We start from the raw sequence: 24,056 nt of genomic DNA on the forward strand, positions 1-24,056 counted from the left end.
CGCCCGGGTGTCAAGTCCACGCGCTTGCTTTTGAGGTGTTGGCGGCGGTTGCGTACAGCGTGGACTGGACACCCGGTCGGCGGCACTGTAGGCAAAGCCCTGCCGACGTGACCGAGGGGAACGAACCAAAAACCCGGGCAGGGGACTGTGGACTCGGGGGCGGTGGGCGTGGCCTAGTCTTGCGGCTGCCGGTGGGTGGGTCGGCTACTGTCGCGTCAGGGCGAGTACCGGGATGGTGCGGATGCCCTCGGTCTTGCGTTCGTAGTCGGCGAAGCCGGGGTAGCGGCGGGCTTGTTCGGCGTAGATGCGGTCGCGGTCGGGGCCGGTTAGTTCGGTGACGGTTGCGGAGTAGGTTTCGGTGCCGCGTTCGAGGGTGGCGGTGCCGGTGGTTGTTGTGTTGGTGTACCAGTCGGGGTTGGTGGGGGCGCCGCCCTTGCTGGCGAAGACGTAGATGGTGTCCTCGCCTTGGGTTTCTGCGGGGAGGTACATCATCGGGGCGACGAATTCGCGGCCGCTTTTGCGGCCGATGTGGTGGAGGAGGATCAGGGGGGCGCCTTCGAAGGGGCCGCCGACCTTGCCTTCGTTGGCTCGGAATTCCGCGACGATGTTTGCGTTCCAGTCGTCTGCTTCGGTCATGTCGAACTCCCTGTCGAGTGGTGGTCTTTCTGTCGACTGCTTGAGTACCTCGGCAGGTGGTGCGTCATGCATGGATTTGCGCTGCGGTGTGGGCCATCGGGGCGAACGGTGGAATGGTGGGGCTGGGGTCGGACAGGAACGTCGTTATGAGTTCACTGGTCAGGGTTGTTTTGGTCGGGGCGACGGTGGTGGTGGCTGCGTGGGCTGGGGTGGAGGCTCAGCCGGTGGGGCGGCCGGTTGTTGGGGCGGTGCAGCGGCCTGTGGCGGAGCGGCCTGTGGCGGAGCGGCCTGTGGTGCGGCAGCCTGTGGTGGTTGATCCGGGGACGTTGCCGCAGACGCGGGTGTTGCCGCGTGCTGATCAGGAGTTTCAGGGGCGGTTGCGGGCGTTGTGGCAGGGGATTGTGGATGATCGGCCGGAGGAGGCTCGGGCGTTCTTTTTTCCGAAGGCGGCCTATGTTCGGTTGAAGGATCTGGGCGATGCGGGGCGGGACTATGACTATCGTCTTGTCGGGTACTTCGATCTTGATGTGCATGCTGCGCATCGGTTGCTTGGGGCGGGGGCGGGGAGGGCTCAGCTGGTTGGGATGGCTGTTCCCGGTGGGAGTGCGCAGTGGATGCCGCCGGGGTCTGAGGAGAACAAGATCCCTTACTATCGGGTGTATGGCTCCCGGGTGGAGTACATGCTTGATGGCAAGCCGCATTCGTTCGGGGTCTTCTCCATGCTCTCCTGGCGGGGGCAGTGGTACGCCGTTCACTTCGGGCCGTGGCCGCGTTGGGAGCGGTACGGGGATGTGCTTCAGCCTCGGTGAGCCAGGGGTATGGGGCGTGGTTGTGGTTGGGTGACCTGTTCGGCGTCGAGGTCTGCGCGGAATTGGGCGGTGGTGCGTTCGGGGCCGTAGTGCTTGTGCATCCAGCGGTAGAGCAGGAAGGCCGGTGGGCCGAACCAGGATTGGACCGGGACCACGATGTTCAGGCTGCCTCGGGTGAAGGTGTGCAGGACCAGTGGGGTCAGGCTGGGTGCGGCGGCGCCGAACAGTACTACCAGGGGGAAGACCAGGCGCATGGCCTTGGCGCCGTAGGCCTTGTAGGCGGCTGCTGCGAATACGGCGAAGGCGAGCAGGTCTCCGACGCCGATCGCTGCGTTGAACACATCCCATCGCATTCCGATCGCGGCGTTGAGGGGGTGGCCCTGGAAGCGGTCGGCGAGTTTGGGTGTCAGCGGAAGTATTGTGCTGAAGGTGAAGTCGTAGACCGCCAGTGCGAGGGTGAACCATGCGGCGTGGCGGAGTTTCATGCCGCCTTGTACGTAGAGGTTCGATACGCAGACTGCGGCGCCGAACACTACTAGGCCGACGCATATCCAGTAGAGCTGCCAGCCGGCCTGGGTGCCGAGCATCGTGCGGGCCACCCAGAGGTTCGTGCCGAGCAGGATGCCGATCACGGTCCAGGAGGCGGTGGCCGGCATCACCGGGCGTAGTCCGATGGACAGGGCGCCGCCGAAGGTGAGGACCAGGAAGGGGGTCAGGATCCAGTAGGGCAGGCTCAGGTAGAACAGTGGCAGCACGGTGATGAAGACCATCATGGTCGCGACGTCGCGGAGGTTGAAGGTTCCGATTGCCGGGCGTTCCAGGCGGTAGCGCCGGAGGTAGGCGACGGCGGCGGCGGTGACGCCGAGGGAGGCGCAGATGGTCACGGCGAGTTGCAGCATGCTCTGCCGCACCAGCAGGTCAGACATGGTGCTCCAGGGGGCGCGGCGGCGCTGGGACGGCGCCGGGGAAGGTGGTCTCGGTCAGGTCGGCGCGGACGGCGCGGGGGGTCGCGGTGGCGGGCTCGACGGTGGCGTCGAGGCCTCGGGCGGCGAAGGCCTTGGCCAGGTCGGTGGCTCCGAGGTCGGCCAGGAGCTCTGGGGGCACGCCGACGTGGAGCCGGCCGTCCTCGGCCCAGGTGTGGAAGCGGGCCGGCCAGGGGTGCGTCGGCAGGGCTTCGAGGACTTCGAGGACGTCGCGGGTGGTGACCGGGCCGTCGGCGGTGCGGACCAGGAGGGCGGCCTTGCCCTGGATCGCTGATACGCCGGGGATGCCGGCCAGGCTGCACCGGGCCGTGTCCTCCGGCAGGCGCCGGATCAGGTCGCCGGTGTCGTAGCGGAGCAGGGGCATGCAGTCCCGGTAGGGGAAGTAGGGCGTGACCACCAGGCGTCCCAGTTCGCCCGGGTCGGCCGGGGCGTCCTCGTCCAGGCGCAGGACTTCGACCAGGCCGACGTTCAGGTCGGGGTGCAGGTGTCCGCGTTCGCAGCTGCGGCCGGACAGCGGCAGCACCTCGGTCATGGCGAAGGTGTCGGTGACTTCGGCGCCGAAGGTCTCGCGGGCGGCGTCGGCGACGGCGGTGGACAGGAGCTCGCCGGCGACGTCGATGCGGCGGAGGGTGAAGTCGGCCGGGGTCAGGCGCCGGGCCCGGGCCTCGGTGACGAGCTGGGCCAGGTAGCTGGGGTAGGTGCCCAGGATGGTGGCGCCGTCGAGGAGGGCCTCCAGGCTCTGGGCGACCGGGACCAGGCCCAGGACGCGGGTGCGGGCGCCGACCAGGCGGCAGACCTCGATGTCGTGCTGGACGGCGGCGGTGGCCCGGGAGCTGAGGTTCACCTGGAGCAGGTCGGCCGGGCTGATCTCGTGCCGGAGCAGGCCGGCCAGCGCCGCCAGGGCCGGCCACAGGCGGGACTCGTAGACCGAGAGCCAGATCTCGACCGGGGTGCCGGTGGTGCCGGTGGTGCGCGTCGACAGGTGCGGCTGGACGTCGTCGCAGACGAAGTCGCGGGCGTGGCGGACCAGTTCGTCCTTGGTGGTGACCGGGATCCGGTGCAGGGCGGCCGGCTCGAAGGACTTGAGCTCGAGGGCTGATATGCCCGCCTCGGCCAGGCGGCGGCGGTAGAACGGGGAGTGCTCGTGGAGCCGGCGCAGCGTCCGGCGGATGCCCTGGGTCTGGAAGTGCTCGCGCGCCTCGGGGTCGGCGAACGGCCCTTCGAGCAGCTGCCGCACGTCGTCGCCGGGCGCGCCGAACTCGGCGAGGGTCGCGGCGGCGTCGGCGATCAGCTTCTCGATCACCTCCGGCCGGATGCGGCGCCCGGACACCATGGCCAGCGCCATGCGGAACTGTCGGATACCGGTCTCGAACACGGGTGGGCCCTTCCTGACGGGATCTGCGACGATGACGGGGGCCGGCCGGTGCCCGCCCGGCCCCCGCGCTGGGCGCTCCAGCCCGCCCGGGCCCGGTTCGGCGAACCGGGCTCAGGCGGTGCCGATCATCAGGAGCCGCCGCCGCACGCGGCAAAGAGCACGCCGGTGAGCGAGCCCATCGCGTAGCGTGCGTGCTTGACGGAGCACTTCAGGGTCTTCATCTGCTGACCTCCCTTCGGGACCTCGAAGCGGTCGGGTCTCCCGGTCCGGCGCGGCCACGCCGGGCCGGGGGCTAGGAAGACGGCAGCACGATCACCGTCAGGTTCATCTCCGGGTGCAGGGTGCAGGTCACGTGGTAGGTGCCGGGCGCGCCCCAGGTCATGGTCTGGTAGGCGGTGCCGCGCGGGACGCTGACCACGTCCCGCGCCCCGAAGCGCGGCTCCCCGGCCTGGTCGGCCACCCGGGCGTCCTCACCGGGGGCCACGACGTGCAGGAAGTTGGAGTCGTTGAACAGCTTCAGGGTGTCGCCGACGTGCAGGGTGACGGTGTCCTTGCTGAAGTCCTCCTGGCGCATCCCCACGAGGTTCGGGGCGTCCGCCGGGGCGGCGGTGGTGTGCGCCAGGGCCGGCGCGGCGGCGCCGAGCACGAGCAGGGGGAGGGCGAACAGGATTCTCGGGACGGCCACTGGTGCGCTCCAAGATCGGCTTCGTCACGCCGCGTCGTTGCGGCACGAGGGCACGTTCCGGGCGTGGCCGCGCTCCGGATCGCAGGTACGGGTCCTGCGTTCTCTCAACGGCGAGTGTGCGTCAAACGTTCGATGTAGGCAAGGAGTCGGTCACGGCGAGTGCGACTGTCCTTCACGGGCTGTTCAGGCGGTGGATGGCGCGTGGCCCGGGGCGGAAACGGCAGGTTGTGCGAGCGCGCGGCGGGCCGTGTTCCTTCGGCGCCGGTGCCGGGCGAGGTGAACAGGGTGGGATAGCACCTAAGGATTCTTCATCGCTGGTGTCAGGGGCCGGCGGGACCGGCTGCCTTGGCCGCTCGTCGTGCGAGGTCCGCGAAGGCCGCGCGGAGCTCCGGCGGATCGAGCACTTCGAGGTCGGCGCCGAAGCGGGCGAGGTCGGCGGCCAGCCCGGGCCAGGACCAGGAGCCGATGCGCAGGCGGCAGCGGCGCGGGCCCAGGGGCTCCACGACGGCGTCGCGGGCGAAGGGCGCGATGGCGTCGGCGGGCGCGTCGAGGATCACGGTGGCGGTGCAGGGCCAGGTGTCGGCGTGGTCGGAACCTTTGAAGCGTGCGGCGAGGAAAGCGGCGGGGTCGGCGCCGGGAAGCTCGTGGAGCGCACGGGGCGTGAAGCGGGGGCCGTTCGGAGTGCGGAGGGTCATGCGGTCGACGCGGTAGACGCGCCAGTCCGCACGGGCCGCGTCCCAGGCGATCAGATACCAGCGTTTCGCGTGGGCGACGAGGTGGTGGGGTTGGGTGCGGCGGGGCGGCGCGGCGTCGTCCGGTGCGGAGGCCGGGGAGTGGTAGTCGAACCTGAGTTCTTCGTGGGACTGGATCGCGGCGCCGATCGCCAGCAGGACCTCCGTGTCCACGGGAGCTTCGGTGGCGTCGGGCGAGTTCGCCATGACCACCGGGTCCAGGACGTCCAGTCGGCCGCGCAGCCGGGCCGGCATCACCTGGCGGAGAGTGGCCAGCGCCCGCAGCGCGGGTTCCTCGATTCCGGCGCCCGCCAGAGTGGCCGTGCGCAGGGCGATGGCCAGGGCGACCGCTTGGTCGTCGTCGAACAGCAGCGGCGGCAGGTGGGAGCCGGCGTCGAGGCGATAGCCGCCGTCGGGGCCCTTGATGGCGCGGACGGGGTAGCCGAGTTCGCGCAGCCGGTCGACGTCGCGGCGCACAGTGCGGGGACTGACGTCGAGACGCTCCGCGAGCAACTGGCCCGGCCACTCGCGCCGTACCTGCAACAAGGACAACAGGGAGAGCAGGCGGCGGGAGGCGGAGGGGGCGGAGCTGGTCGGCATGTCTTTCATGATGCGCCTCGGCGCGTCTGGAGTTGTGATCGGCTTCAGTGCCGGCTACTCCGCCCCTGCCCCCGCCCCGGCTACTCCGCCCCGGCCTCCGCCTCCGCCTCGTCCACGGCCACGGCCAGCGCCGCGAGCGCGTCCGCCGGCACGGCCGGCGCGCCGAGGGCGTCGTCGAGCTGGGACAGGGTGCTGACACCGAGAACGGGGATGATCTGCGGGTCGCCGCGCAGCACCCAGGCCAGGGCGAGCTGGGCACGCGTGACACCGGCCTCCTGGGCCGTGCGCCACAGGGCGGCGCGTCTCCGCTCGTTCTGCGGGGTCTGATACTGCCGGGGCAGCGGTCGGTCCTCGCGGACCAGCGCGCCTTCCAACAGGGCCGTGTACGCCATCATCGAGAGGTCGTCCTGCGCGCGGACCAGGGCCAGCAGGTCGTCGTCGGCCGCCTCCTGGATCTCGAAGCTCGCGCCCGGCTTCGGGGTGAGGAAGCTGTGCCGCTGCTGGACCGCGGTGTAGCCGGGGACGCCGAGCTCGACGGCGGCGGCCCGCGCCTGCTTGATGCGGGACGTCGGGTGATTGGAGACGCCGGCCTGGCCGATCAGGCCGTCGGCGACGAGGTCCGCGAAGGCGCCGACCGTCTCGACGAAGTCGACGGACCGGTCCTCCAGATGGGCGAAGAGGACGTCGACGTGGTCGGTGCCCAGGCGCCGGAGGCTGCCCTCGGCGGCGGCGCGGACGGTCTTCGCCGAGAGGCCCTCGGCGTTGCGCGGCCAGGTCGTGGCCAGCTCCGGGTCCGGCTGGGCGCCGAGTTTGGTGGAGATGACCAGGCCGTCGCGGTTCTTCCGGGACGCCAGCCAGCGGCCGAGCAGCTCCTCGCTCTCCCGTCCGGTCCTGCCGGCGACCCAGAAGCAGTAGCAGTCGGCCGTGTCGATGAACGTGCCGCCGGCCTCGACGAACCGGTCGAGCAGGGCGAACGACGTCGGCTCGTCGACGCCCGCGCCGAAGGGCAGGGCGCCGAGCGCCAGGGTGCTGACCCGCGGCCCCTCCGGGCCGCCGAAAGGTGTGTATTCCATGTCGTCGACCGTGCACCCTGGAGCACGCTCCAGGTCAAGGTCCGCCCGCCGAGCCGTGCTGCCTGCCCGGTGCCCGAGACCGACTCGCCCGCCGATGCCGACGCGTCCTAGTAGCGGACACTCCCTGTCCGGTACTGGAGCAATGCTTGTTGGTGTCGCGCCGGTGCACATCCGGCGGACAGGGACGGAGGAGACATCATGACGGTCCACACGACTGCGCATCTGAACTTCCACGGCGAAGCCCGGGAAGCACTGGAGTTCTACCAGTCCGTTTTCGGCGGCGAGGTCATGGTCGCGACCTACGGCGACTTCGGGATGCCGAAGGACGCGCCTGGCGCGGAACACGTGGTCTTCGGCCAGGTCGTCGGGGCGAACGGCTTCCGGGTCATGGCCTACGACGTTCCCGGCGAGGGCGAACGAACGCCCGGCGGGGAGACCACGCGTGTCAATGGTCTGACGATGACGACGGAGCGGTTCTTCCTGTCAGTGCGCGGCGATTCCGTGGAGGAGATCGCCGCGCACTGGGAGAAGCTGCGTAACGGTGCGACCGTCATTCAGGACTTCGGGCCCTCCCAGTGGGCCCCCGGATTCGGGATGCTCACCGACCGGTTCGGCACCACCTGGATCCTGGATGTCGAGTCAGGATACTGATTACATGCTGATCAGTCGTACTGCTTGGTGGTGTTCCCGCAGGACGGGTCCGCGCCGTAGCCGTACCGCTGGATGATCGCCGTGTTCTGACAGACCAGCGAGTTCTGGCCGACGAAGACCGTGCTGTAGGGCGCCGTGTTGACGTACTGCGTGGCGATCACGTTGTCGACCTCGTTGCCCGCGGCGAAGTTCCGGTTCACGGTCAGCGGGTTGACGTTGTCGATCATGCCCAGCGACGCGCTGCCGCGCACGTCCGGGACCGTACCGCCGGCCTGCGCGAGGTAGGCCGAGATCGACATCGGGACCAGGGACGTCGCGTCCAGGACCCGGCCGTCGTTCTCGGCGATCGGGACGCCGAGACGCGTGTCGGAGACACAGGGGTACTGGCCCGCGGCCAACTGGGAGTCGGTGATGTTGACGGCCGACTCCCAGGCGGCGCGCGCCGCCGTTCCGGCCTTGGGCAGGAGCGGGTGGACGGCGTAGTTCGGCGCGGTGCCGACGTAGGCCGGGTCGCAGTGGTAGATCTGCACCAGGTCGGAGCGCGTCACCTGGCTCGGGATCGTGCTGCCGCTGCCGACGGCGAACGAGTAGCCGCCGAAGGCCGCCGGGAAGGCGGGGCTGGCGAGGTCGGGGGCGGTGCCCTGGATCGAGCCGAGGGTGGCGGTTCCGCGCACATCCGGGATCACGCCCGCGGCCTGGGCGTTGTAGGAGGCGATCGAGATCGGCATCAGGGTGTTGCTTGTCAGCATCCGCAGATCGCCGGGAGGGTAGGCGCCTTGGCTGCCCTGGTCGCTGACGCAGGGCAGGTGGCCGCTTTGGACGTCGGTCTCGCTGATGCCCATGATGCGGAGCCACGCGTTGCGGGTGTCGGAGCCGTTCTCCGGGAGCAGGGCGCGGATCGTGTAGTTGGGGCCGGTGCCGACGTAGCCCGGGTCGCAGGTGTAGATGGCGCGCAGGTCCGCGAAGGTCAGGTCGCGGGGGATGATGCTCGTGCCGGTGACGGCGAAGGTGGTGCCGTCGTAGGCGTAGGGGATGTAGGTGAGGCTGACGGCGTACTCGGCGTAGGGCCGGGGGTCCACGAACGAGGAGCGCGAGAACTGGACGCAGCCGTGGGCGCCGGCGTTGACGAACTCTTTGACGAGCGCGTCGTAGCCGCCGCCGGAGAAGTTGGGGACGCCGCCCAGCGGCGGTTGGTACCGGTAGACGCAGGCCGGGTCCGCTTTGGTCTGGACCGGGGTGGACTGGCCGTGCGGGTTGTAGGAGCCGAGGACCTTGACCCCGTTGATGGTCACCGCGTTGGACAGGGCGTCCATGACCGGGGCGGTCTCGCGGGAGCCGAAGCCGGCCAGCTGGCGGTAGGTGGGGGTGCCGGTCGGGTCGGCGTGGCCCGCGGGCGCGGTGACGGCCGTGGTGGCCGCTATGGTGGCCAGGCCGGCGGCTGTCAGGGCTGTGATCCTGGTCGGCCTCAGCCTGCGGTGGTTCAGTTTGATGAGGTTCATCCCCGTCCTGTCTTCCCGTTCGTTGTTTCAGGAAGGCCCATGATCTGTGGGGGGACAGGGTGCTGAGGTGAACTGCTCGTGGACTCGGGATGCGCGGCGGACATCAGTTGTCGACGGCCTTTGACCGGCGGTGCTGACAGACTTCTCTTGATCGAGAGGAGCTCCGCATGTCGACCCCCGCCGCCGGCCAGGAACTCGGCACTTTTCTCCGTGCCTACCGCGCGCTTCTCAAGCCTGAAGACGTGGGCCTGCCGACCGCCCCGCGCCGCCGGACCCCGGGACTGCGGCGGGAGGAGGTCGCCTCCCTCGCGGGCGTCAGCATCGCCTGGTACACGTGGCTGGAGCAGGGCAGAGTCGCGGCTTCGCGCCAAGTGCTGGAGTCCGTGGGCCGCGTTCTGCGCCTCGACGACACCGAGACCCGGCACGCGCTGCGCCTGGCGGGCTTCTACGAACCCGAAGTCGAACCCGGGCCCGCTGCCGGTCCGCGATCGGCGCTGCAACCGGTGCTGGACTCCTGGCCGGTCAGCCCGGCGGTCCTGCTGGACCGCAACTTCGACGTGGTGGCGTGGAACGCCGCCTGGTCGGCGGTCTGGGGCGATCCCTCGGCGGTGCCGGCCGACCGTCGCAACCTGATGTGGCTGCTGGTCGCCGACGACCGGCTCCGCGGGACGCTCTCGCACGCGGATTGGGAGCCGCTCGCCATGAGCGTGTTCCAGCACTTCCGGGCCCAGGCCACCACGGCGTCGTCCGACGAGCGGATCGCAGCCCTCTACCGTCGCCTGACGGCGGACGCGCCCGAACTCAGCCACTGGTGGAGCTGCCACTCGGTCGGCGAACTGACCACGCGTGTCGTCACCGTCGCCCCGCCCGGCGCCGAACCGCTCCGGATGTCGCTGGCTTCCCTGCGCCCGGTGGATGCGCCGTCGTCGCTGATCCTGCTGTTCACCCCGGAGAGCCCGGACGACGCCACCAGGGTTCTGACAGTGCACTGATCGTATTAAGCAGAAGTAATGGCATAGACGCCTATCTGGCTGGGACGCGTCCAACCCTGAAGGCTGGACTCCTCACCGGAAAGGACGTCGTCGCTGTGCCAGTCACCAATTCCGTCAGCGCTCCACCCACGTGGGGCGTCACCCTGCCGCTCCCGGGCATCTCGCTCGGCCAGCACCGCCCCATCGTGGAGCAGCTCCCCGCGATCGGCTATACCGATGTCTGGACAGCGGAAGGCGGCGGCACCGACGCCTTCACGCCGCTCGCCGCCACCGCGGCCTGGTCCCCGTCCTTGCGCGTGGGCACCGGCGTCATCCCCGTCTACACCCGGGGTCCGGCGGTGATCGCCCAGACCGCCGCCACGCTGGCGGAACTCGCTCCCGGACCCGGGCGCGTGCTGCTGGGCCTCGGTTCCTCAGTGCCCGCACATGTCAGCGACATCAACGGCATCCCGTTCGAGGCGCCTTTCAAACGCACGCGCGACGTGCTCCGCTTCGTCACCCGCGCGCTCCGGGGCGAATACATCGGCGACGACTTCGAGACGTTCACCATCGCCGGCTACCGCATGCCGCATCCACCGGCCGACCCGGTCAAGGTGATCCTGGGAGCGCTGCGTCCCGCGATGCTGCGGCTCGCGTTCGCCGACGGGAACGGCGCGATCACGAACCTGCTGCTGCCCGGCGACGTGCCCAAGGTCCTCGAAGCGGTCGGACCGCAGCCGGCCGGCAAGGAGCTGATCGTCAAAGTGTTCGTCTGCCCGACGACGGACCGGCACTATGCCCGGGCCAGCGCGCGCTCCTTTCTCGCGTGGATCCTTAATCAGGAGCCTTATCGCAAGTTCCACGAGTGGCTGGGCAACGACGACCTGCTCCGCACGTCGCATGCGGCATGGGAGGCGGGGGACCCGGCGGGGGCTCAGCGGGCGCTGCCGGACGAGATCGTGGACGGGCTGTTCATCAGCGGCTCACCGGAGGACTGCCGGGAGCAGATCCTGCGGTACCACGTGCCCGGTGTGACCGGCATCCAGCTCTACGTATCGCTGCCCCCTGAGATCCCCCGCACTCTGGAATCCGTGCTCGACCTGCTTAGGAGGCTTGGTCCTGGCTCCGCGGCGCGCTCCAGCTGAACCGGTATGCGCGGTAGGTGTTGACCCCGGCCGGGAACTGCGCGTTGAAGACCAGCGCGCCGTTCCGGCCGAACTCGGACACGAACGGCAGCGAACCCCAGCCGACGAAGGTCTGGCCGCTCCGCTCCCGCTGCGCGTTGCCCTGCGACGACGCGAGCAGCTTCGAGGGCTGATCCTCGGCCCGGACCAGCGTGGCCTCGTGCTTCGCCGGATCCAGCTTGAGCGTCACGACCCGGCTGCGGTCGTAGGCCGAGGAGACGCCGGTGCCGCTGTTCGCCGCCCCGGCGGCCTCGTTGTCGAACACGCTGTAGTAGCCGTGGCCCAACGACGTGGCGTCATGCTGCCAGGCGAACGGCGCGTCGGCGGTGTTGAGCTCCAGCCCCGGCGCGGCCTTCACCGCGAAGGAACTCGCCTTGCCGCCGAGCTGCCACTCGATCTTGCCGGAGGTCCGCGAGATCTCGTAGGCGGTCCACGTGTTGCGCGCGTCGATCAGCAGGTGGTGGTTCCCGTCCTCCTTGACCGCGTTGACGTGGAACCAGTCCCACGGGGTGTCCGGCGATTTCGGCAGCGGCTGCTCGCTCTGCGAATACGGCACGTGGTCGGCGCTGTTCCACTGGAACAGCACCTTGCCGGTGGCGATGTCGATCTCCTGCACGACCCCGTCGATCACCTTCTGGTGCGCGGAGCCGCCGATCGCCGTCAGGTCGGCGGTGGCCTCGGTGTAGGCGAGGATCAGGGCGGTGTTGCGGGGCGTGATGACGAACTCGTGCCCGTCGGCCTTGTAGCCGTTGCCGGCCCGCACTTCGGCGATCTTCCGGTAGTGGGCGTCGTAGATCTCGTCGACGCCGTCGGCCAGGCCGCCCAGTCCGGTGCCCTGCCACCAGGTCAGGACCGGCCGGCCGTGGTAGCTCTGCTTGCGGAAGTCGGCGGCGAGCTGGCCGGCCGGGACGGCGTGCGACCAGACGACGTGCTTGGCGTCGGGAGACAGGATCTCGACGCCGTTGAGGTAGGCGGGGTCGGCGGAGGTGGGGGTGAGGAAGATGTCGCCCCGGCCGGTCCCGGCGGTGTCGGTGAGGACGGTGAGCTGCGGGAACTGCGGGGCGGAAGCTGCCGCCTCGGCCGTGGCCGGGATGGCGACGGCGCTCGCGACGGAGAGGGCGGACGCGGCGGTGAGGACCGCGCCGAAGGTGCTTTTGCGCATGGCGAAAAGACTTTCGGAGAGAGGGGATGTGTCAGCGATCGTCAGACTGCGGCGCGACAGATCGCGCTGTCGACGCGCATGAGGTCGACATGGCGCCGGAGGACGTGCAGCTGGAACATGGTGCGACGGTAGTCGCGGCCGCGCGCGGGGCGGAATGCGAGTCCGGGCCCTGAGATGCACTGTGACGCGATGTGAGAATCCGCTGGTCGGGCCGCTTTGCGCGGGGTTCTTAACGTTCTCTTTATGCAACGCTCATGAATCATGGTCAGGACATGACCGGTCGCGTTGCCACAGAAGGCTGCCGGGCCTGGCGTACTGCTGGTAACGACGACACAAGAATGACTAGTGCATGCACCCTACCCACGACACGGCAGCGACCTGGCCGCTCGGCCGGATGTCGCCTGTCTCGTTGGACCGCGCCGTGTGGCCGGTCGTCGATCCCGCACCGCCTCGGACGCTGGTCGAGGTGCTGGACGCCACGGTCCGCGGTCATCCCGACGCTCCCGCGCTGGAGGCCGGAGGGGTCGTGCTGTCCTATCGGGCGCTGCGCTCGGCCGCCGAGTCGTTTGCCGGGACGCTGCGTGCGCACGGTGTCGGGCCGGGTGACCGGGTCGGGGTGCGGGTGCCGTCGGGCACTACTGATTTGTATGTCGCGATTCTTGGTGTGCTGGTTGCCGGCGCTGCTTATGTGCCGGTCGATGTGGATGATCCGGACGAGCGGGCGGGGCTGATCTGGCAGGACGCCGGGGTGTGCGTGGTGGTCGGTGAGGGCTTGGGGTTGGTTGCTGGGCCGGGACGGGCCGGTAGCCGTACCGGTCCGCCGGACCTGGGCGACGACGCCTGGATCATCTTCACTTCCGGCACCACCGGACGCCCCAAGGGCGTAGCGGTCACGCACCGCTCGGCGGCGGCGTTCGTGGACGCCGAGGCGCGCCTGTTCGTGCGGAGCGCGCCGCTCGGGCCCGGCGACCGGGTCCTGGCCGGGCTGTCCGTGGCGTTCGACGCCTCGTGCGAGGAGATGTGGCTGGCCTGGCGGCACGGCGCGTGCCTGGTACCGGCGCCGCGCTCACTGGTGAAGGCCGGGACCGACCTGGGGCCGTGGCTGGTCGAGCGGGGCATCACCGTGGTCTCGACGGTGCCGACGCTGGTCGCCCTGTGGCCGGCCGAGGCCCTGGCCCGGGTCCGCCTGCTGATCGTCGGCGGCGAGTCGTGCCCGCCGGAACTGGTGGAGCGCCTGGCGGTGCCGGGCCGGGAGTTCTGGAACACCTACGGGCCGACCGAGGCCACGGTGGTGGCCTGCGTCTCCCTGATGCGGTCCGGGGAGCCGGTGCGAATCGGCATCCCGCTGGACGGCTGGGAGTTGGCAGTGGTCGACGCCGCCGGGAAGCCGGTCCCCTGGGGCACGACCGGCGAACTACTGATCGGCGGAGTCGGAACCGCACGATACCTCGACCCCGACAAGGACACCGAGAAGTTCGCCGCGCACCCGGCCCTCCGGAGCCCACGGGTCTACCGCACCGGCGACCTGGTACGCGCCGAACGCGAAGGATTGATCTTCGTAGGCCGCGCCGACGAGCAGGTGAAGATCGGCGGCCGCCGGATCGAACTGGGCGAGGTCGACGCGGCGTTGCAGGCACTGCCCGGAGTCCGGGCGGCCGCCGCGGCGGTGAAGGACAGCCCGGCGGGCGGGCAGGTGCTGGTCGGGTACTTGGTGCTGGCGGTGAACACCGGTCATGAAGCTTCGCAGCTCACGAACATTCCGCATCAGCGATCTGCCGGAGATCCGGCAAATCTTGATATCAACGACGGGCTCGGCTTCGCTTCCGACCCGAGTCAAAGCACCGATTTCAGCGATCGGCCCGGCTTCGGTTCCGACCCCGGCCTAAGTTCCGGTTCCGGCGATCGGCCCGGCTTCGGTTCCGACCCCAGCTTAAGCGCCGAATTCAGCGACCGGCTCGGCTTCGGTACCGACTCCGGCCGAAGCTCCGGTTCCAGCGATCGGCCCGGCTTCGCTTCCGACCCCGGCCGAAGCTCCGATTCCAGCGCCGCTTCCTTTTCCGGCCCGCGCTCTGGCGCAACCTCCGGCTCCGGCGGCGGTTCCACCTCCGGGCCGGGCCTCAGCGCAGGCTTCGGGCCTGGCAGCGACCCCGCTCCCAGTATCTCCTTCGACCGCGACGCTGCCCGCGCCCTGCTCCTCCAGCGCCTTCCCCCAGCCCTCGTGCCGGTCCTAGCCGTGGTCGACAACTTGCCGACCCGCACCTCCGGCAAAGTGGACCGCAAAGCCCTGCCATGGCCCCTGCCCGGCCACGCATCCGCCTCCTCGGACGCTGGTGCGGAGCTCGGCGGCACCGCGGGATGGGTCGCCGAGCAGTGGCGACGCCTGCTCGGCGTTCCCGTCGAGCCCGACAGCGACTTCTTCGCCCTCGGCGGCAGCAGCCTCACCGCCGCGCGGCTGGTCGCCGAGATGCGTGAGCGGTTCCCGGCCTTCACCGTCAAAGATCTCTACCAGCATCCGCGTCTCGTCGACCTGGCCGCCTTCCTCGGTGAGGACGACGACCCCGCCGCAGGCCGCAAGCCGCGCGTCCGGCACCGGCGCGTCCACCTGACGCCGTCGACCGCCGGCCTGTACCAAGGCGTCGTCCTCGTCCTGCTGTTCCTCATAACCGCCATCCCGTGGGTCCTCGGGGTGGCGGCGCTGGACAACGTCCTTGGGCCGGTGCCATGGGCTCCGCACACCTCGTGGTGGCTGATCGTCGGCGGCTGGCTCGCGCTGTCGAGTGCTCCGGCGCGGGTGGTGTTCAGCGGGCTCGGCGCGCGTCTGTTCACCCTCAACCTGCAACCCGGCTCCTATCCGCGCGGCGGTTGGACCCATCTGCGGCTGTGGACCGCCGAGCGGCTGGTCGGGGCCTTCAGTCTGGGCGCGGTGGTCGGCACGCCGCTGGCCGGCCGCTATGCGCGCCTGCTCGGCTGTCGCGTCGGCCGCGATGTGGAGCTGCACACGCTGCCGCCGGTCACCGGTATGGCGGCGTTCGGCGACGGTGCTGTGCTGGAGCCGGAGGTGGACGCCGCCGGGTGGTGGATCGAGGGCGATCTGTTGCACGTCGGCGGCGTCCGGGTCGGTCCCGGCGCCTCGGTGGGGACTCGCAGCATGCTGATGCCCGGTGCCGATCTGGAGGCCGGTGCGCTGGTGGCGGCGGGCAGCTGCGTGACCAGTCGGGTGCCGGCCGGCGAGCGCTGGCATGGCACGCCCGCGCGCCGCGACGACGTCCCGCCGACGTTCCGCTGGCCGCCGCCGGAGTACGGGCGCTCGGCGCGGATCGCGCTGCTCCACACCCTGTCGCTGCCCGCGCTGCAACTGCTGCCGCTGGTGGCCGCCCTCCCGGCGCTGGCGCTGCTCACGGCGTGGAAGGGCCCGCACCCGACGCCCGGCAGCCTGGCGGGTCTGCTGCTGGCCACGTCCGTGCCCCTGACGCTGCTCACAGTGTTCTGCTACGCGCTGCTGGTCGCGCTGACCGTGCGGATCGCGTCGCGGACCATCCGGCCCGGCGTGTATCCGGCGCACGGCGGCGTCGGCTTCCGGGTGTGGCTGGTGCACCGGCTGATGGCGACCGCGCGCGGAACGCTGTTCCCGCTGTATGCCAGCATGCTGACTCCGGTGTGGCTGCGGCTGCTCGGGGCGCGGATCGGGCGTCGCGTCGAGGCCTCGACCGCGCTGGCGCTGCCGAGCCTGCTGACCGTGGACGACCACGCCTTCCTGGCCGACGACACACTGGTGGCGCCCTACGAGATCCGCGGCGGCTGGCTGCGCCTGGGGCCGTCCCGGATCGGCAAGCGCTCGTTCGTCGGCAACTCCGGGATCGTCGGACCGTTCCGCACCGTCCCCGACGAGTCGCTGATCGGCGTGCTGTCCGACGCCCCGCCGGACGCCGGGCCCGGCGGCTCGTGGCTGGGGCGGCCGAGCTTCCCGGTGCAGCGGCAGGCCGAGGGCGGCGAGTCGACGGACCGTACCTACGACCCGCCGGCGCGGCTGCTGGCCGCGCGGGCCGCGGTGGAGCTGTGCCGCTGGCTGCCGGTCCTGGCGACGGTGCTGCTCGGCGACCTGGCGGTGATAGCGGTCCAGGCCGCCTACGACCGCTTCGGCCTCTACCCGGCGTTCCCGATCGCGATGCTGGCGCTCCTCGGCTGCGGCATCACCGCCTGCCTGCTGACGACGGCGGCGAAGTGGCTGCTCATCGGCCGCTTCACGGTGTCGCAGAAGCCGCTGTGGAGCTCGTTCGTGTGGCGCAACGAGCTGTTCGACACCTTCGTCGAGGAACTGGCGATGCCCTGGCTCGGCACGTCGCTGATCGGGACGCCGTTCCTGAGCCTGTGGATGCGCAGCCTCGGCGCCCGCATCGGACGGGGCGTGTGGTGCGAGAGCCACTGGCTGCCGGAGACCGATCTGGTGCGGCTGGGCGACGGCGCGACCGTGAACCGGGGCGTGGTGCTCCAGACCCATCTGTTCCAGGACCGGCTGATGCGCATGGACACGGTGACGCTGGGACGGGGCGCGACGCTGGGTCCGCACGCGATAGCGCTGCCGGGCAGCCGGTTGGACGACGCCGCCGTGGCGGGGCCGTCGTCGCTGGTCATGCGCGGCGACCGGCTGCGGGCCGGGACGCGGTGGCACGGGAATCCGGTGGCGCACTGGGATCCCGTGGAGACGCCGAAGGCAGAGGGGCCGCGCACCGTGGTGCGCGACCCCGTTTCAGCGAGCTGAGATCCGGTCTGAGATCCGGTCTGAGATCCGATCTGGGATCCGACTTGGGATCCGTCTACGCGTGCGAGGCGCCTGACGCCTGCACGGCGCGACTACTCGACGCTAGCCCCACAATTGAGACGTACCCCCTGTTCGAGTGCTGTTGAAGTACGGCGTCCCGTCGGACTGCATGTCGAGGAACTTGCCGGATTGGACGTGGGCGAAGACCCAGCCCGAGGTGCTCTTGGTGAGTCGCCACTGCTGGAAAGGGTTGTTCCCGGTGCAGGGGCGCGTGTAGACGCTGGTCCCGTCGCCGTCCAGGCACAGGCCGGTGGCGTTGTCCTGGAAGGTGTACGACCCGTTGCCGATGGGAGTGATCATCCACCGCTGGTAGCCGTTGGTGGTGTCGCAGGGGTTGCTGTAGAGCTGGCCCTGGGCGTTGCTGTCCAGGCAGCGGCCGACCGCGACGTTCGCGAGGTTCCAGATGTCGCCGTACGTGCCGAAGACGCCGCCGGACGGGGCCCGGACCACGGCGTTGCCGTCGGTCTGCACCACCAGGCTGTAGGCGCCCTTGTTGTAGGTCACCGAACTCCACAGGTCACCGGCGTACAGGTTGCCGGCGGCGTCGTCGAGCGGCATAGCCGGCCGGATGACCATGTTGCCGTCGTCCTGGAGGGTCAGGGTCGCGTTGGGATTCCCGGCGGTGTTGGAGGCCCAGATCGGCTGGCCGGTGTTCTTGTACAGCACCAGGTTCCCGTCGGTCTGCCAGACCAGCGTGGTCAGCGGTCCGACCCAGCTGGTCGGGCCGGCGGCGGCGGAGTAGACGGTGCTGTCGAGGAACGCCCCGGCCGCGCCGGTCGCCGGCGTCGCGGCTTGTCCGTTCACTGATACGCGCACGTAGCAGGTCGGGGACACGGCCGAGACGGCGCCGGTGGCGCTGCGGGCGCGGGCCGCGAATCCGTACTCGTGGCCGTTGGTGAGCGCCGGGGTGGTCAGGCTGACCTGGGCGCCGGCCGCGGTGCTGAAGCCGGTTCCCTGGTAGGACAGCGGCGGTGCCACGACGGGGTCGGTGACGTCCCGCATCTCGAACTCGGCGTGCCAGGTGGCGTCGGTCAGCGAGGCCCCGAGCGCGGGCGTCGCCAGGGTGCTCGTCGTGGGATGCGCCGGATCGGTGCTGCACGCGGCCGCCGTGCCGTCCGAGCTGGTGAGCGCGGCGGGCGTGGACAGTGCGTAGGTCAGCGTGGTGGGCGGGGTGAAGCCGGTGTTCTGGAACAGCTGGCCCGCCAGTTCGCTGCCGAAGGACTGCTGATAGACCCGCACATCGGCGATGCCGCCGCCGAGGTAGCCGGTCGCGGCGCCGTTGAGGAACCCGGCTCCGATCGTCAGCGGCCCGGTGGCGGCGATGGGAGAGGTGTCGGTGCTGGTGCCCGCCAGCTGCCCGTTCACGTACAGGGACATGGCGCCGGTGGCGGCGTCCCAGCTCCCGATCAGGTGCGTCCAGGTGTCGGTCTTCGGGCTGTTGGCCGGCGAGTTCGCGTGGGCGTAGCCCGGGTTCGCGACGTCGCCCGTGGCGCGGGTGAACGACCACACGTTCCCGGCCAGGCCGTTGTTCTCGAATTCGAGCTGGAAGCCTCCGGCCTGGCTCCCGCGCTGGGTGACAAAGGTCTGATTGCTCGTCGCGTAGTCGAGATAGACCCAGGCCGACACGGTGAACGACTTGGTGGTGTCGATCGCGGGCGCGGCCGTGGCGGCGTACCCGGAGCTGGGGCCGCCGAAGACCCCGTACCGGCCCGGCGAAGCGCTGGCCGCGCCGGTGAACGTCGCCGGGAAGGCGGCGCTGCTACCGGTGTCGGCAGCCGTGGTCCCGGAGCCCTCGTTGAGTTTCCACTCGCTGGTCGGCCCGGTGCTGATGACGATGGTCGAGGCGGTCGTATTGCTGGTGGTCGCGTCGCTGACGGTCACCTTGACCTGGTAGGAACCGGCCGCTGAGTACGCGTGGACGGCCTTCGCCGCCGCCTGCGGCCCTACGACGGTGCCGTCGCCGAAGTCGAAGGTGTATCCGGTGATCGGCGAGGCGCCGGGATAGGTGGTGCCGGCGTCGGCGGTGACCGACAGGCCGACGACCCCGGAGGCCGGGACGTTCAACGCCGGTGTCGGAGCGGTGTTGCTGAACGGTACGAGGATGAGCTTGTCGATACCGAGGTTGTAGCGGTTGGCCGTGCTGGCCGGGTTGGTGCCGGCGGCCTTGAAGGTGAAGCTGTGGTTGCCCGCGGCCAGTGCGACGGTGCCGAAGGGGACCACGGCGGTGGACACCCCAGAGCTCTGATACCCGTCGAACACGGTGGGCAGCGGTTTGGCGGCGTTGTCCACGGTCAGGGAGACGGTGCCGTAGTCGACGGCCTTGGTCATGATCGGTGCGACCTGGTAGATGCCGGCGACCGCGACGTCGTAGTTGAGCGTGATGGTGGATCCGACGGTGCTGTTGGCCAGCATCAGCTGTCCGTTGTTGGACCACGAGGCGCCGCAGCAGTTGGTCTGGACCCCCGGGCTGCCGCCGTTGTTGCTGCCCCACGGTGCGCCGAGGTTCTCGGCCTCGATGGCCTGGGTCTGCGCGGGGACTCCGGGCAGCGCGAAGGTCTGTTGCGGTGCCGGGGAGCTGGTGGTGTCAATGCACTGCCAGCTCTGGAACTGGGTGGCGTTGGCGTTCGAGCGGTTGGTGTCGTCCAGGCAGAATCCGGTGTTCGGGTTGTAGATCCAGAAGTGGCCGGGTGCCGAGGGTGAGGGGATGGTGCGCCACTGTTGCCATATGTTGTTCGGCTGGCAGGAGTACAGCACGACCTTGGATCCCTGTACGGCGGGTCCGCCGCTGTCCAGGCAGAGGTTGGCCGCGCCGGTTCCGTCGACGGAGCGGATGGTGCTGTCGGCTCCGAACTTCCATTTCTGGGGTCGGGTGCCGTTGCACTGGTAGATGTCGGCGATGGTGTTGTTGGTCTGGGAGCCGTTGAGGTCGTCGAGGCACATCTGGCCGCCGGGGCCGCCGGTGATGTCGGAGACGACCTGTCCGATCGAGCCGGGGGTGACTTGGCTGCCTTGCAGGCTGGTGACGCCGAGGCTGGCGCCCCATTCCATCAGGGTGGCAGTGGTCTGCGACTGTTCGGAGAGGTCGATGGTGCCGGTGAGCGGCCCGAACAGGACGTCGAGGCGCCCGTTGGCCATGGTCCACAGGTCGGGGTTGCCGTCGCCGTTGAGGTCACCGGCCGAGGACACCCAGCTGTACGCGCTGAACTGGCCGGGGGCGCCGAGCCGGGTCTTGGCGTCGAGGTTGGCGATTCCGGCGCCGAGGATGCCGGTGTCGGAGTGGTTGGTGAACTGCCAGAGGGTGCCGTCGTAGTCGGCCCACAGGTCGGGCATGCCGCCGGCGGCCGGTGCCCCGGTCGGAGCCGGGTGGTGCGAGGCGTTGCCGGGGGCGATGAGGGTGAGGTCGGGTGACGCCCAGTTCCAGTCCGGGGTGGAGGTGGACAGCAGGATGGGGTTTTTGAGTGAGCCGGTGCCGGCGGCGGTGAACAGCCATACTCGGGCGGGGGAGACGCCGTCGGTTTCGACGGTGATCAGGTTGGTTTTGCAGGCGATGGTGGGGTGGACGATGTCGCAGCCGCCGGTCACCGGCCCGAGGGCGATGATCTTTTTGACGTCGTTCCAGCTGGTCTGGTAGCCGGTGCACCAGCCGTTGTTGGCGGCCGGGGTGCAGGCGGGCCGCTGGACTTGGGTCCGGGCGGTCTGGGTGAAGGCGTTGACGGTGTCGGGTGGATTGTAGCCGGGTTGTGTGGATGCTGATGCGGTCTGGGCGTTGCGGTAGTAGTACATGTGGCCGGTGCCGTCGCCGGTGTGGTCGAAGGCGAACAGGTCGTCGGTGGGTTGGACGACTTCCGCACCGCGGTGGGTGTAGAGCGCGCTGGCCCAGGATGTGTCGTTGGGTGCGGTCGCGGCCGGTGCGACTTGGATGGCGTTGGCGGCCGCGGTGGCGTTCGGGTCAGTGCTCTTGGACATGTCGCGGTTGGTCGGGTAGACGATCAGGTTCCCGGCGCTGTCGGTGGACATGACGTTGGGGGTGCCGTCGCCGGTCACATTCCCGAAGGAGACGGGCTGGAAGGCTTGGGCTTCGAAGAAGTCGAAGCGTGCGTAGGCCGAGACGTTGCCGGCGGCGTCGATGGCGCTGACGTAGATGTAGTTGTTGCCCCAGTGCTCACCGTTGCCGGCGCCGGCGGGGATCGAGATGGTGGCGTTGGTATTGGTGCTGTTTCCGGCGTTGACAGACCCGCAGTTGTTGCCGGTCTTGGTGCAGTGGCCGTTGCCTTCGTTGGTGGAGGCGGTGTTCAGGGCCCAGTCGAAGCGGACGATGGGCGTCGTCGGTGCGGTGGCGTTGACGGTGAGGTTGCCGCCGGTGCCGACGGTGGGGTAGGAGGCCAGGTGCTGGCCGGTGCGCTGGTAGGTGGTGTTGCTGAAGGTGGGTTGGTTGGGCGCGCTGGTGGCGGCTTTGAACCAGCAGGTTCCGCCGCTGCTGGCCGACCATTGGCCGCCGTCGGGGTTCTCGACGTTGTCCCAGGCCCACGGGTTGATCACGTACTCTTGGCCGTCGATCCAGTTGGTGGACAAGGGCGCGGTGATGTGCCGGGGGGTGTTGGCTGTCGGGTAGGGGAAGGTCTGTCTGGACAGCGGAGTGTTGCTGACCCAGTTGCCTGCCGCGTTGTAGGCGTCGAGTTCGTAGGCGAAGCCGAGGTCGTGGCCGCCGTCGACGTCGCTGACGTCGGCGGACAGCTGGACCGGGGTGCTGGTGATGGGCAGGTAGCCGAAGTTGGATTCTGTTGGTCCGCAGATGTTCTGGGTGGCGCCGTGGTTGTTGATGGGTGCGGTGGTCACGCCGAAGTTGGCGACGGTCGGCCAGCTCCACCAGTGGGCGGTCAGGGTGGGCTCGCTGGCGCCCCAGTAGCCGGTGCCGGAGGCGTAGTAGGCCATGTAGTTGGACGTGGCGTGGTTGCCTTCGTTGGCGGCCTGGAAGCCCAGGGTGATGGTGCCCCAGTCGTTCGAGGCGGCATCCTTGGCCTGCTGGAGGTCATCGATGGTGAACTGCTGCCCGGTGTTCTGGGTGGGGCAGCCTTGTCCCTGACCCGCGAGCGGTCCGGCCAAGCCGCCGGTCCAGATGCTCTTGCCGCCCTGGTTGCTCCAGGTGACGCCGCTTTGGATCGGCCCGGTGCGGAACACCGTCACCGGGGTGCACTGGTACTGGTTGTGCAGGCTGATGTGGGCCTGATCGATCCGCTCGGGGATGTCTTCCAGTCCGACCAGTTGGCTGGTGTCGAACTGGAGCATGCCGCGGATCAGTCCGCCGCAGGAGTTCCAGCCCACGCGCATGGTCTGGGTACCGGTTTCACCGGCGCCGTTGATGTATTCGGTGTCGCCGCACTGCCAGATCTCGGCGCGCTCGTTGGAGTACACCGGGTTGATGACAGGGTCCAGATAGACCGGGTAGACGGTGCCGGGATCGCCGAGCATTTTGGCGTCGGGGCGGAAGTCGACTCCGTTGCCGCCGGCAGTGATCGGCATCTTGGCCAGATGCGAGGTCAGCGCCGGGGACTTGGTGAGGTCGGTGGTGTCCGGGGCGGCCGTGTTCGAGCTCTGATCCGGGGTGGCGGCGGCCTTGGCGGCCGGTGCCGTCGCGGAGTCCCACATCATCGGGGTGGTTCCGGTGAAGCGGTCCTTGCCGTCCTTGTCGGTGACCTTCAGGCCGCCGGCGTCGTTGGACTTCACCGTCAATCCCGGGCTGGACATGCCCAGGTGCAGACTCTGCAAGGCCGGGTTGGCGGCGGCTTTCGCATCGTGGATGACCAGGACGTCACTGACCCCGTAGGCCGTGGCGGTCAGCTTCAGGTCCACGCCGGGCAGAATCGCCGGGTAGGTCGCGGTACTGCCGCTGACCTGCGGCTTGGGCAGTGCCGAGGGCCAGGTGATGGTCAGCACATGACCCGCGTGGTCGTCCTCGACTGCCAACGGCGCGGTGCCGCCGCCGGAGATGGTGACTCCGAACACTGAGGCCTTGGAATGCCAGGTGCCATCGGCTGCCTGCGTCAGGGTGCTGTCGACCGGGACCCAGGCGTTGTTCTGCTTTACCCGCTGCGGCGCGATGTTCTCGGTCGAGGTGAACGAGCCATCAGGGTTGGCCACGGTCGTGGCGTAAATCGTGGTCTGCGGGTCGACCGGGGCCGGCTTACCGGTCGCCTTGGCCTTCGCAGTCGCGTCGGCGAGGTCCTTCTGCGCCGCCAGCTTGTCCGGCGAGGCAGCGGCGACCTTCTGCACCGGCCCGGTATTGGCCGCCTTGCCCGAGCTGTCAGCTCCGGGCTTCGGGGCCGGGGTGGAGTGCGGCGCCGGCGGCGCCGTGGTGGTCTGAGCCCACGCCTGGCCGCCGGTGAGCACCATGCTGACGACCAGCGCGGCTCCGAGCGTTGGCCCGGTGAGTTTTTTGATGTATTTCGAGCGTTTCAGGGCATGGCGCATGGTTGCACCTTCCGTGTCCGGATGTAAGGGTCACGCATTGAGTCCTGCGTCAGCGGACCCTAGAGCGTCGCAGAGCTCTGCGTCAATCGTCATGCGTTGCGAAATCGTTATGTATGCGATTTGAGATAGCCAGCTCTGTATCCCATATAGCAAAAATGCGTTATCCATCCGTGACTCTTGGCGGATCTCCGCCATGGTCGACAGTCGACAGTATCGCAGGGTTCGAATACAGTGCGGTCCGGTGCCGCCGCCCGACGTGTCGGCGCTTGTCATGTTCGGCTACGGGGCTCGGGGGTCTCATGGGAGCTTGGCGTTCTACGGCATCAGCGATCTCGGCGAGTCGACTAAGACGCGCGCGCGGTGTCATGGTCTGGACAGCTGCGGCAGCGGTAGCGCTCCCACTGTTGTCG

Annotated in this window: 14 protein-coding genes; 5 read left to right on the plus strand and 9 right to left on the minus strand. The window is 69.6% G+C overall.

Annotated elements, in window-relative coordinates; translation table 11 throughout:
- Window positions 1–204: 204 nt before the first annotated feature.
- On the minus strand, window positions 205–636 hold the full coding sequence (locus ABD481_RS26410; protein ID WP_344668455.1) for a nitroreductase/quinone reductase family protein: 432 nt from the start codon (window positions 634–636) through the stop codon (window positions 205–207).
- 146 nt (window positions 637–782) lie between these two features.
- On the opposite strand from ABD481_RS26410, the gene ABD481_RS26415 reads away from it, so the two are divergent.
- Window positions 783–1,445: a hypothetical protein gene (locus ABD481_RS26415; RefSeq protein WP_344668456.1), complete on the plus strand. Its 663-nt coding sequence runs from the start codon at window positions 783–785 to the stop codon at window positions 1,443–1,445.
- On the opposite strand, the gene ABD481_RS26420 is transcribed toward ABD481_RS26415, so the two are convergent.
- The 5 genes from ABD481_RS26420 to ABD481_RS26440 all read right to left on the minus strand — a co-directional run bounded on the left by ABD481_RS26420 (window position 1,433) and on the right by ABD481_RS26440 (window position 6,892).
- Window positions 1,433–2,371: a hypothetical protein gene (locus tag ABD481_RS26420; protein ID WP_344668457.1), complete on the minus strand. Its 939-nt coding sequence runs from the start codon at window positions 2,369–2,371 to the stop codon at window positions 1,433–1,435. The two genes, ABD481_RS26415 and ABD481_RS26420, sit on opposite strands and share 13 nt — an antisense overlap.
- On the minus strand, window positions 2,364–3,803 hold the full coding sequence (locus ABD481_RS26425; RefSeq protein ID WP_344668458.1) for a phenylacetate--CoA ligase family protein: 1,440 nt from the start codon (window positions 3,801–3,803) through the stop codon (window positions 2,364–2,366). Before ABD481_RS26425 ends, ABD481_RS26420 begins: the two co-directional genes overlap by 8 nt.
- Window positions 3,804–4,095: 292 nt before the next feature.
- Window positions 4,096–4,488: a cupredoxin domain-containing protein gene (locus ABD481_RS26430; protein ID WP_344668459.1), complete on the minus strand. Its 393-nt coding sequence runs from the start codon at window positions 4,486–4,488 to the stop codon at window positions 4,096–4,098.
- Between the two features lie 320 nt (window positions 4,489–4,808).
- Entirely contained in the window at window positions 4,809–5,819 is a 1,011-nt protein-coding gene (locus ABD481_RS26435) for a helix-turn-helix transcriptional regulator (protein WP_344668460.1), read from the minus strand.
- An 80-nt stretch (window positions 5,820–5,899) separates the two neighbouring features.
- Window positions 5,900–6,892 (minus strand): aldo/keto reductase, encoded by a 993-nt coding sequence (locus tag ABD481_RS26440; protein ID WP_344668461.1) that lies wholly within the window; start codon window positions 6,890–6,892, stop codon window positions 5,900–5,902.
- A gap of 198 nt (window positions 6,893–7,090) precedes the next feature.
- On the opposite strand from ABD481_RS26440, the gene ABD481_RS26445 reads away from it, so the two are divergent.
- Window positions 7,091–7,543: a VOC family protein gene (locus tag ABD481_RS26445; protein WP_344668462.1), complete on the plus strand. Its 453-nt coding sequence runs from the start codon at window positions 7,091–7,093 to the stop codon at window positions 7,541–7,543.
- Window positions 7,544–7,554: 11 nt separating this feature from the next.
- Here the strand turns inward: ABD481_RS26445 and ABD481_RS26450 are convergent, their stop codons facing one another.
- On the minus strand, window positions 7,555–9,042 hold the full coding sequence (locus tag ABD481_RS26450; RefSeq protein ID WP_344668463.1) for a hypothetical protein: 1,488 nt from the start codon (window positions 9,040–9,042) through the stop codon (window positions 7,555–7,557).
- Between the two features lie 167 nt (window positions 9,043–9,209).
- On the opposite strand from ABD481_RS26450, the gene ABD481_RS26455 reads away from it, so the two are divergent.
- A complete protein-coding gene (locus tag ABD481_RS26455) occupies window positions 9,210–10,034 on the plus strand; it encodes a helix-turn-helix transcriptional regulator (protein WP_344668464.1) in 825 nt (274 codons plus the stop codon).
- Between the two features lie 95 nt (window positions 10,035–10,129).
- Window positions 10,130–11,158 carry an LLM class F420-dependent oxidoreductase gene (locus tag ABD481_RS26460; protein WP_344668465.1) on the plus strand — a complete coding sequence of 343 codons (1,029 nt, stop codon included), beginning with the start codon at window positions 10,130–10,132 and terminating at the stop codon, window positions 11,156–11,158.
- On the opposite strand, the gene ABD481_RS26465 is transcribed toward ABD481_RS26460, so the two are convergent.
- Complete coding sequence (locus ABD481_RS26465; protein WP_344668466.1) at window positions 11,118–12,359, minus strand: arylsulfotransferase family protein; 1,242 nt, start codon at window positions 12,357–12,359, stop codon at window positions 11,118–11,120. The genes ABD481_RS26460 and ABD481_RS26465 overlap by 41 nt on opposite strands.
- A gap of 394 nt (window positions 12,360–12,753) precedes the next feature.
- Between ABD481_RS26465 and ABD481_RS26470 the strand changes: the two genes are divergently transcribed.
- Window positions 12,754–17,118, plus strand: coding sequence for a Pls/PosA family non-ribosomal peptide synthetase (locus tag ABD481_RS26470; RefSeq protein WP_344668526.1), 4,365 nt, complete (start codon window positions 12,754–12,756; stop codon window positions 17,116–17,118).
- Window positions 17,119–17,220: 102 nt separating this feature from the next.
- Here the strand turns inward: ABD481_RS26470 and ABD481_RS26475 are convergent, their stop codons facing one another.
- Window positions 17,221–23,646 (minus strand): ricin-type beta-trefoil lectin domain protein, encoded by a 6,426-nt coding sequence (locus ABD481_RS26475; RefSeq protein ID WP_344668467.1) that lies wholly within the window; start codon window positions 23,644–23,646, stop codon window positions 17,221–17,223.
- Window positions 23,647–24,056: the final 410 nt, after the last annotated feature.

The organism is Catenulispora yoronensis (assembly GCF_039531695.1).
Classification (GTDB): domain Bacteria; phylum Actinomycetota; class Actinomycetes; order Streptomycetales; family Catenulisporaceae; genus Catenulispora; species Catenulispora yoronensis.